Origin of the sequence: Candidatus Poriferisodalis sp. (assembly GCF_965215815.1) — a bacterium.
Classification (GTDB): Bacteria; Actinomycetota; Acidimicrobiia; order Acidimicrobiales; family Poriferisodalaceae; genus Poriferisodalis.
The window spans coordinates 2,544,553-2,560,433 of the sequence record NZ_CBDCEO010000013.1 but is presented as its reverse complement, the minus strand read 5'-3'; the positions used below and the strand labels follow the sequence as shown (position 1 = coordinate 2,560,433).

Sequence of the window (15,881 nt, the reverse complement as noted above, 5' to 3'; positions counted from 1 at the left end):
CGATCGGGCTGCTCCCTTTGGTCCGGAGCGTGGAGCCTTGGCACGGGACCGCAGTACTGCCACGATGCGCCGGAATGCTCATGTTGGACCTGACCGTGGGTTCCAGATCAGGCCGCTGCTCTCGTCGAGCTTGGGTGGGTTGTCGGGGTCCGCTCGGGCTTGGTCCAGCTGGATTTGAGTCAGGCCTGTGGGTGGCTGGCTGTGAGTGGCGTTCTCGCCTTTTGATCCTGTCAGGTCTGTCCCGGAGAGATTCAAGTGGTACATCTTGGTGCCGTTCAGTTTGGCGGAAGACAGCGACGCGTTGGACATGTCAGCTTCCGCCAGCTCTGAATTCGAGAAGTCGACGCCGACCAGTGTGGTCTCCGACAGGTCGACGTCGGGGAGATTCGCTTCGGACATGTCCGCTCCTTGAAGGTTTGCGCCGGTGAGCTTCGCGGAGAGCATCAAGGTGCCCGAGAGGTTGACGCGCATCATGTACGTCATGTTGCTCTGTAGAGCGTCGCTGGCTTCGAAGAAGCCGTCGCTTTGGGCGAGTAGCTCTTCGATCTCCACTCCTCGCAGTACCCACGGGCTGGAGAAGTCGGCGTCCTGCAGCATGCATCCGGACAGATCCGCACCCACCAGGTTCGCTCCCCAGAACCGGCCGTCCCGCATGTCGAACCCGGAGAGATTGCCATTTCGAAGCTCCAGCCTCACGAGATGCGCTCCTCGGAGGTCCGGCCTGTAGTCGGCATCGGCTTCCAGCTGGATGCGTTCCGCTGTGCGGCTGCCGATCACCTCCATGGCAGCTTGCACATCCGGGCGGAGCCTCAGACCGCACGGGTCGTCGTCTGGGACCTCATCGAGGCGGGCCTCGGGCGGCGGGAACCTCACGAACGCGCACAGCAGCTTCATGGACCGGATGTGCAGCAATTCGGGGTTCTGCGCGGTCAGATCTTGGAGTTCGTAGATGGCACCCAAGCGAGCCGAAACGCTGCCGCTGCTGAGACGCTGGCTGGCGTCTGCGTACCGGTTGTGGAGCCGGTCAGCCTCGTGCTCTTGCTCGGTGTGGCGGAGAGCATCCTGCGCAGTCTGAAGGTTGCCTTCGGAAGCCTCCGCTTGTCGCTGCGCCACCTTGATGCGCTTCCAAGTGAGGATGAACGCGACAAGCGAGAGCGGAATCAAGCCGACATTGCGAATCGTGGCGCTGTTCGTCTCGCCTCCGTTCACCTGACCAAGCCAGACCCAACGGATCACACCCACAGCAAGGACTACGGCGACCACCCCGAACAGCCACCACTCCCAGTTCTTGCGGATCGAGTTCCACATAGCCCCTGCCATCTCGTCCGGACACGGATTCTCTCGACAGCATGGCCGAGACGCCGATCACAATGGACGATCAGGACACGATCCGCCGGCCCGTGCTCTGTCGGTCCGGTGGAGCGGCCTGGGGGAACTTGCCGACGGGTGGGCTATGTCGCGCGGATCGCTATGTCGTTCTTGACCAAGCCGGGGATCAGTTCGGCCGCCGCTTTCAGGTCCGAAATGTCGCCAGAGTCGGAGGTGTAGATCTCGACATCCTCGAAGTTCGTCGCAACGACGGCTGTCGCCATGACTGTTGCGTCCACAGCGCCGCTGGCGTCGCTGATCGCCAGCAGTAACCCGGCGAGCTGCGCGATTTCCTCGCTCAAGGGAACGGTTCTGCAGCGCTTGAGCGCCACATTCAGCAGTGCCTGACTGCTGCGGTCGCGGCAGACCTCCACGAGAACCCCTGCGGGTACTTGAAAGTTGACCGCCTCGCCATTTTGTGGCTTGACGAGCGCCCACATGTCCCGGTCGTCACGTTCGAGCGCGATGAGTGCTCCCGAGTCCAGCACGCTGATGGTCACGCCTTGCGCCGATCACGCGCCCTGCTCAACTCCTTCTCGGTGAATCTGCCGTGCTCCTGCTCCCATTCCCCGACGATCCGAGCGAAATGCTCCGCGTCTTGCTGCCGTCGTGACTCGTCGTGGAACCATTCCCCATGAGCCTCGACGTATGCATCGGCCGCACGGCGAGCAATCTCCGCGAGCTCGGCGTCATTGAATCCCGCAAGCTTCTCAGAGTCGTTGTCAGCGCGGCTCGGCGACGCGAGCGAAGCCGCGTCTCTCGCTGCTTCTGGGGATGCGTCCGAAGCGTCGCTGATCTTGAACTCGGACCTCCATTTGCGAATGGTCGCCTCAGTTGCGCCGGTTTGTTTCGCAACAGCGGCGATTGACGTCTTCTTGCTCTCTATCGCCCAGTACTGGCGTTCAGGCTTGCTGTGACGCTTAGTCTTCCGGTGCCTTCTGGCCACGTCGGATTCTGCTTTCGAATGTCGCCGTTGCTCGACAGGCGAGGCACGCCTACACCCTAGAGCAGACCTAGGTGGACGCCTCGACCGGGCGCTTCGCAACTGTCCCCATCTAGCTTTCGCGACTTGGCGCACGCCAGCACGAGCCGCCGCGACGACGGCCCAGCACTGGCGCTTCAATTCGGTGATGGACACACCAATGAATCCCATGATTGGAACATAGGAAGCATCAATTCGGAATGTCCTGCAATCGGTGCTGAATGCCGACAGCGCCTGCATCGCTAGCGTTCCTGCCCGATGAACACCACCGACAGTGGCGCCGACGACCTCACCCAAGCATTAGCCCTGATTATTCACGAGTCGGGCGGACTGGGTTGTCTGGGTCCGCGGAAAGGCCCCTCTGACCTGCGACGATGCGTGTCTGCAATGAACGCATCCGCGAGTTCAGGGGGGCATCTCCGAGGTGAAACTTAGCAGTGTCACAAACGCGCGTCTGGCAGGCGGCGGGGATCGTGTGGTGTGGGGTGTGGGGCTGTTCGCTTTGGGCGGTTTCGCGGACCGTGTCGGGCTGACCGAGGCGCTGTCGGGTGCGGTGCCGCGTCGGGGCGAGCGGGCCCCGGTTCATGACCGGGGCGCGGTGCTGGTCCATGCGTTGTTGATGCTGGCCGGCGGCGGGGAGGCGTGCACCGACATCGAGCATCTGCGTGCTCAGCGGGAGCTGTTCGGCGACGTGGCGTCGGACTCGACGCTGTACCGCACGGTCACGGGCCTGGGCGAGGGCGGCGCCGCGGCGCTGTTGGGCGCGGCCGCAGCGGTGCGCGAGCTGTTGTGGGCCGACCGTGACCGCAGCGCGCCGCTGGTGGTCGATGTCGACTCGACGCTGGTGGAGGTCCACTCGGAGAACAAGGCGGGAGCTGCGCCGCATTACAAGGGCGGGTTCGGGTTCCATCCGATGGTGTGCTCCACTGCGGACGGGGAGCCTCTGTGGATCACCCAGCGGCCCGGCAACGCCGCCGCGAACGACATCGCCGATCATCTCGAGGTGATCGACGCCGCTGTGGCGACGTTGCCCGAGCCCGACGCCGTGGGCCACCGCGAAGGCGACGGCGACAGCCTCGTGGAACGCCCGCTGGTGGTGCGCATCGACGCCGCGGGCTGCTCGCCCAGACTCGCCGCGGCACTGCGGGACCGCAACATCGGCTATGCGGTGTCAGCTCGGTCGGCTCCGGGCGTCCAAGCAGCGATCCGCGGCGGCCTGGGCGACCCGGACCGCTGGCACAACGCCCCAAAGCGGCCCGGCCAGCGCAAGCGGCGCGGTGCTCAGGTCACCGACCTCACCGACCTCGCGGACCTGTCGGGCTGGCCCGGCCGCACCCGGCTGATCGTGCGCCGCGAGCCGCGCCACCCCGGAGCGCAGCGCAGCCTGTTCCCCAGCGAGAACTTCCGATACTGGGGATTCCTCACCGACCAGCCCGGCAGCGCCGTGCAACTGGATCGGCTGATGCGCAGCCACGCCGACGTCGAGAACGCCGTGTGCCGGCTCAAAGACAGCGGCCTGACGCGCATGCCGTTCACCGACTGGCACGCGAACAGCGCCTGGGCCGCCATGTGCATGATCGGCCTCGCGCTCGTCGGCTGGTTCCAGAACGCCTGCCTCACCGGGGCGCTGCGCCGCGCGGCCCCCAAACGGCTCCGCTGGGAGCTGTGGCACCTCCCCGCGCTCGTGTGCCGCACCGCCAGACGCGTCCTTTTGCGCCTGCCCGAACGGCACCCCGGCGCCAAAGCGCTCCTCGCCATCGCCCACCCCCGCTGACCCCCCAGCCAACCGGTCCCGCGCGACGCCTGCCCCCGGGGGGACAGCCCCGCCACGCCCCCAGCGCCGCCCAGCGCCGCCTGAGCGCCACAACCGGGGCCATCGGCTCCCCTGCGACGCTCCCGCCGACGCCCCAACAGCCCCACACCACCAAACCGGGCGCAAAGCACACCGAAAATACGACCAACAGAATTCTCATGAATAATCAGGGCTAGTGCAGGTTGGTAGAATGGTTTCCGTGATTCGCGTCTCGACTCACACCACGCTGCATTCCGCAACCGGGCTGCTCCTTCTTACCTAGGCGGGGACCGCACAGGTCCTCGCCCAACCTCCTGCGCCTTCGGGCCAGGAGGTTTTTTCGTGGCCCAAACCCGTTCCGCACCAACTTCCACCGAACCCACCCCCGCCGACTCAGGAGATTCCGATGGCAGACGTCAAGCGCATCAGCGCTCAGCAGCCGAGTCCGATGCCGTACCAGAAGTACGGCACCTACGCCTACGCCGCGCACCTCGGTGACCGCACGTGGCCGGACAAGCTCATCGCCGAGGCACCGCTGTGGTGCTCAGTGGACCTGCGCGACGGCAACCAGGCCCTCATCGACCCGATGGACGTCCCGCGCAAGCGCCAGATGTTCGAGGTACTGGTCGAGATGGGGTTCAAGGAAATCGAGGTCGGTTTCCCCTCGGCCTCGGGGCCGGATTTCGAATTCTGCCGCATGCTGGTCGAAGAGGACCTGGTGCCCGACGACGTCTGGATCCAGGTGCTCACCCAGAGCCGCCCCGAGCTGATCGAGCGGACCTATGAGTCGATAGCGGGCGCGAACAAGTCCATCGTCCACCTGTACAACCCGACGTCGGAGCTGCAGCGCCGGGTTGTCTACCGGCTGGACACCGAGGGCATCCGCGACATCGCTGTCACCGGCACACGATTGTGCAAGGAGCTGGCGCGCCAGCACGAAGGCGGGGCGATCCGCTTCGAGTACTCGCCTGAGTCATTCACCGGCACCGAGATCGACTATGCGCTCGAGGTGTGCAATGCGGTGAGCGCCGAATGGGGCGCCACCGTCGACGACCCGATCATCCTGAATCTGCCTGCGACCGTCGAGATGGCGACGCCGAACACCTACGGCGACCTCATCGAGTACTTCCATCGCAATGTGGACAGTCGCGAGGCCGTCGTGCTGTCGCTGCATCCTCACAACGACCGGGGCTGCGGCGTGGCGGCAGCGGAGTTCGGCGTCATGGCGGGTGCCGACCGGGTCGAGGGCACCCTGTTCGGCAACGGCGAGCGCACCGGCAACGTCGACATCATCACGCTCGCGATGAACCTGTTCAGCCAGGGCGTCGATCCCGAGTTGGACATCAGCCACATCGACCACCTGCGCCGGATCGCGGAGTACTGCAACCAGCTGCCGGTGCATCCTCGCCATCCCTACGGTGGCGATCTCGTCTACACCGCATTCAGCGGCAGCCACCAGGACGCCATCAAGAAGGGCTTCGAAGCGCTGCCCGACGACTACGGCTACTGGGAGGTGCCGTACCTGCCTATCGACCCTGCGCATGTGGGACGCACCTACCAGGACGTCATCCGCGTGAACAGCCAGTCGGGCAAGGGCGGCGTGGCCTACGTGATGAAGAACAGCTTCGGACTGGACCTGCCGCGGCGACTCCAGATCGAGTTCAGCGGCCTGATCCAGGCGATCACCGATGAGGGCGGAGAGATCCTGCCCGAGGCCATCAAGAAGACCTTCGACGAGGCCTACCTGCACGCCGAGTCGCCGTACACCTACGTCGGCCACCGCAGCCACTTCGACTCGGAGTCCTCGGACGAATCCGAGGTAGAGGCCACCATCAAGGGACCTGACGGAGAAGTACGTGCGAAGGGGCGCGGCAACGGCCCCCTGTCAGCGTTCAAGAGCGCCCTGGCAGATGCGCTGGGTGTCGACGTCAGCCTCGTCGACTACCACGAGCACGCCGTCGGCGCCGGTGCTGACGCCACGGCTGCGGCCTACGTCGAGATCGAGACCTCGTCGCGTGCCGTGTACTGGGGCGTCGGGCTGCATCCGAACATCGTGACGGCCAGCTTCCGGGCCCTGCTGTCGGCGATCAACCGGTCGCACGAAGAGTCTGTCGCCCGCTGAGCCCGCTGGTCAGCTTCGGCGGCGGCGCCCTCTTCGGCAGTCGCGTCGGTGACCGGCCTGCTGCCGTGCTCGCAATGCACGGCTGGGGCCGAACTCATCGAGACCTGCTCGAATGCCTGGCCGGCAGCGATGCAATCGCACTCGACCTGCCCGGCTTCGGGGCCAGCCCCGCACCATCGGCAGCGGGAGGCGCAGCTGCGTATGCCGACGCCGTCGAGCCCGTGCTGGACGAATGCGCATCGCAGGTGGTCGTGCTTGGACACAGTTTCGGCGGCCGGGTAGCGGTGGAGCTGGCTGCTCGCCGGCCCGATGCCGTCGCCTCGTTGGTGCTGTGCGGGGTGCCGCTGCTGCGACGCACCGACCGCCCCACACCACGACCTGCACTGCGCTTCCGCCTCGCTCACCGGTTGCATCGCTGCGGTCTGCTCGCCGAAGGCACGATGGAGCGCATGCGCCAGCGATACGGCAGCGCCGACTACCGAGCCGCGAACGGCATCATGCGTGAAGTGCTCGTCACCGTCGTCAACGAAACATACGAAAGCCAGCTCAGCCGCATCGCACAGCCCGTCGAGCTCGTTTGGGGTCGCCATGACGAACCCGTCCCAGTCGAGATCGCGCGGCGGGCCGCCGGAATGCTCGCCGACGCCCGCCTGACCGTTCTGGACGGCGTAGGTCACCTTGTGCCCACCGAGGCGCCGGCTGCGTTGGCAGCGGCCGTGCGCCGACAACTCGCGCACCTCCCATGAACCAGATCGTGCTGTGGACCTCAGTGTTGGCCGGTGTGGTTGCGGCTTCCCGCTGGCTGCGTGTCGCCCAGCGTGAGCACTACGGCGTGGGGCGAACATCGCGCTTTGCCCGGCGCTGGTGGCTGCTCGACCGGAACAACCGTGTGCTGGCGCTTGGCGCGGCCGTCGGAGTGGTGCTGAGCGGCGCCTTCTGGTGGGCGCCGGTGATCACCGCGGTCGCCGTGGCCGTCGGACCCCAGGGTCTTGAGATCCGCGGGCGCACCAGCCCACTGGCGTGGACTCGGCGATTGGCCACCGCGGCGACGACGCTGGCGCTGCTGTGGCTTGTGCTGGTCGGCGTGGGCCTGTTGGTGGGGCTGGCGGCACCGGTCGTGGCAGTGCTGCTGTTCGGCATGCCGCTGTGGGTGGACATCTCGCTTGCGGTCCTGGCGCCGCTCGAGGCCCTGCTGTCCCGTCGCTGGGTGCACCGCGCCCAGCAGCGGCTGGACCACATCGATCCGGTGCGAGTGGCGGTGACGGGTTCATACGGCAAGACCACCATCAAGGGCTACCTGCGCCAACTGGTCGAAGGAACCCGATCGGTGGTGGCGACGCCGGCCAGCTTCAACAACACGGCGGGCGTGTGTCGCAGCGTCAACGAGCACCTGATGCCGGGCTCAGAGGTATTCGTCGCCGAGATGGGCACGTTCGGGCCCGGCGAGATTGCCGCCATGACCCGCTGGGTGCGGCCCTCGGTGTCGATATTGGCCTCGATCGGTCCTGTGCACCTTGAGCGCTTCGGCAGTCTCGATCGCATCGTGGCGGCCAAAGCGGAGATCTTTGCTACGAGCCGCACAGCGATTCTCAACATCGACGCGTACGGCCTGCGAGCAGAAGCCGACCGGCTGGCCGCCTCGGGCCTGCGGGTCATTCGCTGCTCGACGCAGGATCCCAGCGCGGACGTGACGGTACTGCCAGCCGACGCCCCGCCCAATGTGCCTGCAGGGACGACCCGTCCAGCCCAGACGGCCCCCGACGATGCCGGCGGCGTCGGGTTCGACGTGACCTTCAATGAGGCCGTTGTGCCGCGCCGCATCACGGTGTTCGGACGCGAGATCACCGTCAGGCCGCTCGGCGACGCCGCGCCGGCGAACGTGGCGTGCGCTGTGGCTGCGGCGTCGGTGCTGGGCGTTTCGGACGCCGACATCGCCAGCCGCCTTTGCGACCTGCCGACTCCCGAGCACCGTCGCAGTAGCGGACGCAGTCCCGGAGGCGTCATCGTCATCGACGACACCTACAACTCCAATCCCGCCGGTGCGCGGGCCGCGCTGGGAAAGCTGGCGAACACCGAAGCCGGCCGGCGTGTGGTGGTCACCCCCGGCATGGTCGAACTCGGCCGCAGCCAAGCACATGAGAATCGCCTGCTCGGCGAGCACGCTGCCCAGGTTGCCGACGACGTTCTCATCGTCGGGCGCACCAACCGGACTGCGCTGCTGGGCGGTGCAGCCGGCTGGGACAACGCCACAGCACGACGAGCGACCCGAGGCCGGAATGCGCGCAGCCTGGTTCACGACCGCACTGCGGGCCGCGCCACGGTCCGTTGCATGGCCAACCGCGACGAAGCGGTGCGCTGGGTGCGCGCACACCTGCGTGACGGAGACGCCGTCCTCTACGAGAACGACCTCCCCGACCACTACCCCTAGCGCCCGGTCTCTTCTGAGCCAACAGCAGGTCGGGGTCAGCACGGCTGCCCGGTGGTGCGGGTGCCGTGTCCGCCATGGTGCGGACGCACTTCTAGCCGCGGGGAAGGATGCTGCGGGCAACGTTGACAGAGGTGTGGATTCGGCTCTGGCCGCTGGTGCGTCGGGTTTGGGCGCCGGCTGGCAGCACAGCGGTGATCTCACTTTGTACTGGGCTGGGGACTGCATCGGTTCCGCCGATGATGCGGACCAGTCCCGGCTGGGTGGTTCTGAGCAGCTCTTGGGTCTCGGTCGGCAGGGTGTCGGGCGCGGTGTACGCGATGAGAGCGCCTGGGGTGCGTGCTGAGAGTGCGGCTGCGATGCCGATGTCGGGCGGGCTCCAGCCGTTGGCCACGATGACGACTCGTTCGCCGGCGGGCACTGGCGAAGAACGCTGATCGAGGTACCGGGCGGCGAGCTGAGCCGTGTGACTGCGCGAGGCGCCGCTGATCCGTTCCAGGCTGGCGCCAGCAGCTGTTTCGCGGATCTCGTCCTCCACTGCCTGGGACACCGCGGCCGTGCCGCCCACGATCACGATGCTGCGCGGGGACATGTCGGCGATGAGCTGGCGGGATTCCTCGGGGAGCTCTCCGGCTTGTGTGTATATGACTGCCGAATGCTCCAGTCGTGCTGCCAGCATTGCTGCTGTGCCGATGTCGGGCGGGCTCCATCCGTTGGCGATGATGAGCGTGGCGCGTTGCCCGCTCGCCGCTTCGAGAGCCAGACGCGCTGCGTGTGCTGCTGTGTCTGTGCGCGTGCTGCCGGCGACTCGCTTGATGTCGGCGAACGGCTCGGCGGTGGCGAGCGAGGCGCTCACATCGACAGAGATCGCGGCCTCGCCGCCGATGAGCACGATGAGGTGCACCGTACGGGCACCCAACAGCGACGTGACCGCTGATGGGAGTTCGTCGCCTTCGGTGTAGACGACCGCACTGCCATGCGTACGCGCCGCGAACGCTGCGGCAACACCCACATCTGCTGGGCTCCAGCCGTTCGCGATGAATAGCGTCGTGCCCTCCACGCCGTCAACACCGCCGCCCCTTGCACCGGAGGGGCTGCGGCTGCTGACGGGTTGGGGTCGCTGTGCGCTGGCCGCCGTGACGGTCACCGTCACGTCGAGATGGCTGGTGTGGATCCCGTCTGCGGCTTCCACAGTGACCTGGTAGTCGTTGTCGCCGTCACTGTCGGCGGGTGCGTCAAGGTCGGGCGGGCTGGTGAACCTGAGCGCGCCGCCGTCGATGGAGAACAGGTGCTCGTCAGCGCCGTCGAGGCTCCAGCTGACGGTGACTTTCTCGGGATCGGTTGCGGTGTAGGACGCGACGGCCCGGCGCTGCTGGGGGACGCTCACCGTGTCTGGGCCGACGAGCAGAGGCGGCTCGTTGACGCCCGCCACATTCACGGCCACGTCCAGCGTCCCTTCGAGCCCGCCGCTGTCGACGGCCGTGACCACGATGTCGTAACCGTTGTCAGCGCCCCGATCCGCGGGCCTGTCATGGTCGGGCGGCGTCTCGAAGCGCAGCACACCGCCGTCGATGGAGAACCAGCGTCGATCTGGGCCGTCGAGTTCCCAGCTCACGGAGTCGCCGTCGTCGGGATCGCTCGCGGTGAACGTCGCTACATCGCCGGTGCCGTTCTCCTCGTAGCTCGCGATCTGCACACCGGACACCTCCGGCGCCTCGTTCGCGTCCCACACCTCGACCTCGACCTGCGTCGTGGTCGCGGCGCCTGATGGGTCCGCCGCTGTGACGGTCAGCGTGTGGCTGCCGGCGGTCTCATGGTCCAGTACAGCGGTGGTGAGCAACTGGCCTGTCGCGGGCACGATCTCGAACGGGGTCCCGTCAGGGGAGTCAATCGAGTAGGTGAGGGTGTCACCTTCGGGGTCAGTCGCCGTAACGGCATCGCCAACCTGGCTGCCAACGGCCGCTTCCTCGGCCACACGACGCGTAACAGTCCCGCCGCCGGCGAACGCCGGCGACTGATTCATCACCGGGGCGGCAATTACCCGATGCTGCGACTCGGCCAGTGCCTGCTTGTCAGACCCATGCCCGTCGCGGTAGGACGCCTGCGCCCGCAGGTACCGGCCGACATCGCTGGCGGCCGGGGTGTACTCACGCGACACTTCACCGTCGATGGGACTCCAGGAGACCTTGTCCGGCGACGCCTGCCATTGCCAGCTCACCGACGACACAACGACCTCGTCGGGATCCGACAGTTCCGCCCCCAGGGACTCCCCCTCTTGGGGTTGCACCGCCGACAGTGACACCGTCCCCGGCTCTTCTTCGTTGCCGACCCTCACCGCCACGGGCAGCGTCGCGGTGAGCTGGCCGTCAGATGCCACCACCACAACCTCATAGACGCTGTCGCCGTCCGCGTCGGCCCTGGCCTCGAAATCGGGCGGGCTCTTGAAGCTCAGACGGCCATCGACGACATCGAACGCGCCCATATCGTCACCCAGCAACGACCACCCCACCGACTCGCCCTCAGGCTCAACCGCGGTGTAAGCAGCAATGACGCCCGAACGGCCTTCTGCGAAGTCAGCCGTACCCGGCCCGTCGATCTCGGGCGCCTCGTTCACGTTCGTGACGTTCACCTGCACGTCCAGCGTCCCGGTCAACTCGTCATCGGCGACCTGCACCACAAGCCCATAGACGTGCCGGCCTTGTGAATCCGATCTGGCCTCGAAGTCCGGAGGCGCCAAGAACCTCAGCACACCTCCGTCGATCGAGAACAGATCCTCATCGGAGCCCGGACCCGACAGCGACCAGGTCGCCGTGTCGCCGCTGTCGGGGTCGTCAGCCTCGAACACGCCCAGAGCCCTCGAAGCGTTCTCCTCGATGCTCAGCACAGTGCTGCCGGACACCACCGGCGCCTCGTTCACGTCGTCGACCTCGATCACCACGGTGGTCGTGCCGCTGACACCCGACGGATTCGTGGCCGTTACCGTCACCATGTATCGGTCCCTGGCCTCATAATCGAGGAGTGCGAGGGTGCGCAGCTGTCCCGTTCCCGTCACGATCCCGAACGACGACCCGTCGACGCCGTCCAGCGTGTAGGTCAGCGAGGCGCCGTCGGGGTCAGTGGCCGCAACCGGATCGCCGATGCTCCGCCCAGAGGGGGTGTTCTCATCCACGCTGCGGGTCCCGCTCTCGTCGGCCGAGAATTGCGGGGTGCCGGCAATGACATAAGAAGCGGGCACCTCCGACAGCGTCCGCCCATCAGCGGTGCACACCCCGCCCGAACCGCAAGCCTGGCTCTCGACCAGACCGAACGTGATCGCGCCGTACCCCGCGGGCGTCAGCGTGAAGATGTAGGCATTGGCCACCTCGCCGTGCACGCGATGGGGGCTCACGCTCGTGACGGTCGCCCCCACCACGCTGACCGACGCTGTAGCAGCCGCTGGGTCCACCACAGGCTGATTGAACGCCACCACCACCTTCGGCCGGTCCGCGGGGCCCAGCGACGCCAACGATGTGTGGCTGCTGGCCGGGAACTCCGCCGCCAGCAGCTGTGGCTCGGCGAACAGCGCCACCGGATGGAGCGGAATGGCGCGAACGTGAAGTCGTGGGTGGTCGGGATCGCGGAGTGAGAACTTCTCTTCGCCGGTGTCCGGATCGACTTGGGTCACCGCTTCGACGGGCAGCGAGTCGGGCGTCGCGTTCCGGGGATGGGGGCGGCCCCAGCTGACCAGCCAGTCCCCGTTGTCGAGAGGCTCGACTTGGCCGTGGAAATACCCAAGGTATTGGTCGGCGCCGCGAAGCGAGTGATCGCGCAAGAAGACCGCTTCGCGGTTCTCCAGATCGAGGGCGTACTCCACGGCGCGGCTGTACTCGCCGCTTACGCGTCCCACTGCCTCACCCGTCCAAGGGTTCATCAAGCACGCTGTGCCGTTGTCGAAGAGCATGAGATTGCCGTTGGGCAGCACCTGCGCCGCGTGCTCCCCGCAGAACTGGCCAGCGGGATCACCGAAGATGTCCATTGGCGCCGGGCCGATGTTGCGCTCCTCCCACTGCGCGGCAGTCAGGTTGGTGCGACCCAACCTCCACACAACCTTGTGGTTCTCCGTGTGGTCCGGATCGATGGCCAGCACCTGCGAGCACCCCCGGAACGAGGCGAAAATGAGCCCGTCGAGCATCTGCAGCGAGTTCAGGTGGGCGTAGCCGTCCGGGAAGCGTTCCTGGGAACAGTCCTCGAGGGGCATGTTCCCCCAGGTGTTCCACGTGAACAATGCCTGCCCCGCCGCCGTGACAATCTGCAGGGCCGAGTCCTTGATGGTCTGGGGCTGGACCGCGTCGACGTCAGGGTGGTCGAACGGCAGATCGCTGAGGTCGCGCTCGGCCGGCTCGTAGGCCATGAGCAGGTAGTTCCCGTTCTCCAGGATGCGGAGGTCGTGGACATCGGTCGTAACCAGCGGGGCTTCGGTCGTCGCAGTGTCGAACGATTCCAGGTCCTGGTTCAGAATCACCCATTCTCGAGCGCCTGTGATGTTCTTTATGTAGGCGTATCGATACTCGGGTTCGTGCCCTTGCTGCTGGTCGGCGACGTCAACCCGGCCGACGCGGAAGTACACCCAGACCGGGTGCCCTACGTCTCGATGAAACCTGGGTACGGCGTTGTTGTCGAGCATTGCCACGGTGGAGGTGTGGTCCCCCAGTTTGAGCAGGATGAGATCCTCGAGGATCCCAGTGGCGCCCGAGGTCTTGGCCGCCTCCATTAGCCACAGCTCCGGGATAAGGCAGTGCACGACATAGGTCGTGGCCGCGCCATCGGCACCGGAGAGAGCGATGTGCACATCGCTCTCTGCGGCGACCGTCACCGCCGTCCCGGTTCCGCTTGCGGTCTGCACGCCATTGACGGCCAGCCGGACGCCGGACGCCGCTGTCGGTGTCACGGTCATCGTGTCACCGGCTTCGGTGCATCCGATGGCGTAGTGGAGGATGTCCGCGCCAAATGCTGGGGACAGGGCGCGGGCGGGGTTTGCCGACGAGTCGTTCGTGGAAACCGACAGACCGCTCAGCAGGCTCGCCGTGACCACTTCGTAGGTCAGCGCAGCGGCGGATTTACCTGTGCCTTGGCCGTCCTCATAGGTCGCCGTTACTCGCAGGAACGTCCCGGTGTCGGCGGCTGTGGGGGTGTAGGTGCTTGATGTCGCTCCGGCGATGACCGCCCAGGCGTTGGGGCGTATCGACCGCTCCCAAGCATAGACCGGCGTTCCGGTCACGCCCTCGGGGTCGCTCAAGGTCGTGGTCACTGCGGTTCCGAGCCGGGGGCGGGTGGAGGACAGGATGAGCGTCCCGGCCTCGTCCGCGTCGGTGACGGTGACCGACACGTCCTTCGTCACGCTGGTGCTCGATCCCGCCATCGAGGCGGTGACGGTCACGGTGTATTCGTTGTCTAGGTCTGTGTCGGCTGGAGACTCGTAGTCAGGCGGTTTCGGGAAGAGGTTCGGGGAGACCGGGTCGATGTGGAACCTGAGCGCGCCGCCGGGGTCGTCGATGCTGAAGTGGGCCGCGTCGTCTCCCGACAGCGACCACACGATGCCGTCGCGGTCCTGCGGCGACGATGCGGTGTAGCTGGCCGCCCGGCCGGGCCCGTTCTCTGGGTGGGTGACGCTCGCTGGCCCTGTCACCGCTGAGTGCAGCTCGGCGACGTTGGCCACCTCGATGGTCACCACGATGGACGTGGCGCCATCGGAGTCCGTGGCGGTGACGGTCACCTCGTAGCTGGGCTGGGTCTCGTAGTCGAGGGCGGCCTTGGTTTGAAGCTGGCCCGTCGACGCGTCGATATCGAAGGACGAGGCGTCGGTGCCGCTGAGTGCGTAGGTGACGGTGCCGCTGGTGTCGGTGACGGCTACCGGCGCGCCGATACCGGTTCCTGTTGCGGTGTTCTCGGCCACGGTGCGTGTCGTGGCCACCGACTCCAGCTCGAAGCTCAGGGTCGCGATCGGCTCGGTGGTGAACAGTCCGGTGCCGCGGATGCTCTCGATGACTCCCAGCGGGCTGGTCGCGACACTGGGGCTGAGTGAGAAGTCGGTCCCCTCTTCGGTGCCGGCATCCCACGGATAGAGATTCACTTCGTGCGAGCGCAGCCAGCGACCCTCGCTGTCGAGCAGCGGCAGCCCTGACACGCCCACGAACCAGTCGTGGCTTGGGGCGATCATCGTGACCAGCGTGACCCGTGGATGCTCAGTCGTGAGCGTGGCCGTCAGGCTCTTCGAGCTTGTGGCAGAGATGGAATCGGTGTCGCCGATCAGGGTGCTGAGCGCGTCCGGCTCGGCAGCCACGACCTCATCACGCAGGTCTGTCCAGCCTCCCACCTCTGCCATGGCCTCGACCCCTGCGCTGGACGTCTCGCCGCTTTCGAGAAAACTCACCGCCGAGTTGTGGACCCCGCCGATCAGGCGCGAGAAGTGCGCGCCTGCGGGGACGCCTCCTGGAGTGACGGTGTTCGTCCATGCGCCCCGAAACGTCACCGCATAGGTGGCAGTCGACACGAACGCAGCGGCCGGATCGCTCGCCGTCGCGCTCAGCGACGTGTCCTGGCCGGTCCGCGTGATCGTCACGACGTAGGTCTCGGTCGTGGTGGTATCCGCTGCCGTCACCTTCGCCTTGACGACGTTCTCGCCCACCGAGAGGTCCACCTGCTGCCCGTCTGCGGTGTCGGCGTCGGTGAGCGGCAGGTCGCTGGCGTCGAGGTACGCCACGGTGGCGGCGGGATCGTTCTTGGTCACGGTGACGGTGACACGCGACACGCCATAGCCCACACCGGCCGTGTACATCGTCGTAGTGCTGGCGAAATCCGGCGACAGCCTTCCTTCGCTCAGCGACAAAGCGCTCAGCGAAGCGTCATCATTCGGCGGGGTCTGCGCCGAAGCAGGCGACACCAAACCCCACAACACCACCGACAGCACCAACAGGGCCAGCCCCCGGGCAATCCCCCCCCCTGAATCGGCGAGCGCGATATGCCCGAAAGCACCGCGTCCACAAATTCGGCGAAGAGCCATCTCCAACCACACGCACGACCACTACCCGCGAACCTGCTCTGTCTCCCAGTCGCGACCTGCAAGCCAACGCAGCCAACGACACCTCACTCAAGCGGCAGCAATTTAGCGCATGTATTTATGATGTTAGAACATGCCGCCAACAGCACCCGTACA

General features: G+C 66.6%; 8 protein-coding genes. 4 read left to right on the top strand and 4 right to left on the bottom strand.

Annotation, left to right across the window (positions count from 1 at the left end):
- Window positions 1-78 precede the first annotated feature (78 nt).
- The 3 genes from ACOOHB_RS21535 to ACOOHB_RS21525 form a co-directional block, all read right to left on the bottom strand.
- Window positions 79-1,308, bottom strand: coding sequence for a pentapeptide repeat-containing protein (locus ACOOHB_RS21535; RefSeq protein WP_420446829.1), 1,230 nt, complete (start codon window positions 1,306-1,308; stop codon window positions 79-81).
- Window positions 1,309-1,451: 143 nt separating this feature from the next.
- On the bottom strand, window positions 1,452-1,868 hold the full coding sequence (locus tag ACOOHB_RS21530; protein ID WP_420446828.1) for a twitching motility protein PilT: 417 nt from the start codon (window positions 1,866-1,868) through the stop codon (window positions 1,452-1,454).
- The gene (locus ACOOHB_RS21525) at window positions 1,865-2,314 is read right to left on the bottom strand and encodes a hypothetical protein (RefSeq protein WP_420446827.1); all 450 of its coding nucleotides are present in this window, start codon (window positions 2,312-2,314) and stop codon (window positions 1,865-1,867) included. The genes ACOOHB_RS21530 and ACOOHB_RS21525 overlap by 4 nt, the downstream gene beginning before the upstream one ends.
- A 460-nt stretch (window positions 2,315-2,774) precedes the next feature.
- Between ACOOHB_RS21525 and ACOOHB_RS21520 the strand changes: the two genes are divergently transcribed.
- From ACOOHB_RS21520 to ACOOHB_RS21505, 4 genes are all read left to right on the top strand, one after another.
- Window positions 2,775-4,124, top strand: coding sequence for an IS1380 family transposase (locus ACOOHB_RS21520; protein ID WP_420446826.1), 1,350 nt, complete (start codon window positions 2,775-2,777; stop codon window positions 4,122-4,124).
- A gap of 424 nt (window positions 4,125-4,548) precedes the next feature.
- Window positions 4,549-6,264, top strand: a complete 1,716-nt coding sequence (gene leuA, locus ACOOHB_RS21515) for a 2-isopropylmalate synthase (protein WP_420446825.1) — start codon at window positions 4,549-4,551, stop codon at window positions 6,262-6,264.
- 74 nt (window positions 6,265-6,338) lie between these two features.
- The gene (locus tag ACOOHB_RS21510) at window positions 6,339-7,010 is read left to right on the top strand and encodes an alpha/beta fold hydrolase (RefSeq protein ID WP_420446955.1); all 672 of its coding nucleotides are present in this window, start codon (window positions 6,339-6,341) and stop codon (window positions 7,008-7,010) included.
- Window positions 7,007-8,692, top strand: coding sequence for a Mur ligase family protein (locus ACOOHB_RS21505; RefSeq protein ID WP_420446824.1), 1,686 nt, complete (start codon window positions 7,007-7,009; stop codon window positions 8,690-8,692). The genes ACOOHB_RS21510 and ACOOHB_RS21505 overlap by 4 nt, the downstream gene beginning before the upstream one ends.
- A gap of 91 nt (window positions 8,693-8,783) precedes the next feature.
- On the opposite strand, the gene ACOOHB_RS21500 is transcribed toward ACOOHB_RS21505, so the two are convergent.
- On the bottom strand, window positions 8,784-15,728 hold the full coding sequence (locus ACOOHB_RS21500; protein WP_420446823.1) for a cadherin domain-containing protein: 6,945 nt from the start codon (window positions 15,726-15,728) through the stop codon (window positions 8,784-8,786).
- Window positions 15,729-15,881: the final 153 nt, after the last annotated feature.

Bases quoted from the DNA above. Each gene is read 5' to 3' on its own strand.
- ACOOHB_RS21505 (WP_420446824.1), top strand. From the start codon at position 7,007: ATGAACCAGATCGTGCTGTGGACCTCAGTGTTGGCCGGTGTGGTTGCG.
- ACOOHB_RS21500 (WP_420446823.1), bottom strand. From the start codon at position 15,728: ATGGCTCTTCGCCGAATTTGTGGACGCGGTGCTTTCGGGCATATCGCG.
- ACOOHB_RS21510 (WP_420446955.1), top strand. From the start codon at position 6,339: ATGCACGGCTGGGGCCGAACTCATCGAGACCTGCTCGAATGCCTGGCC.
- leuA (WP_420446825.1), top strand. From the start codon at position 4,549: ATGGCAGACGTCAAGCGCATCAGCGCTCAGCAGCCGAGTCCGATGCCG.
- ACOOHB_RS21535 (WP_420446829.1), bottom strand. From the start codon at position 1,308: ATGTGGAACTCGATCCGCAAGAACTGGGAGTGGTGGCTGTTCGGGGTG.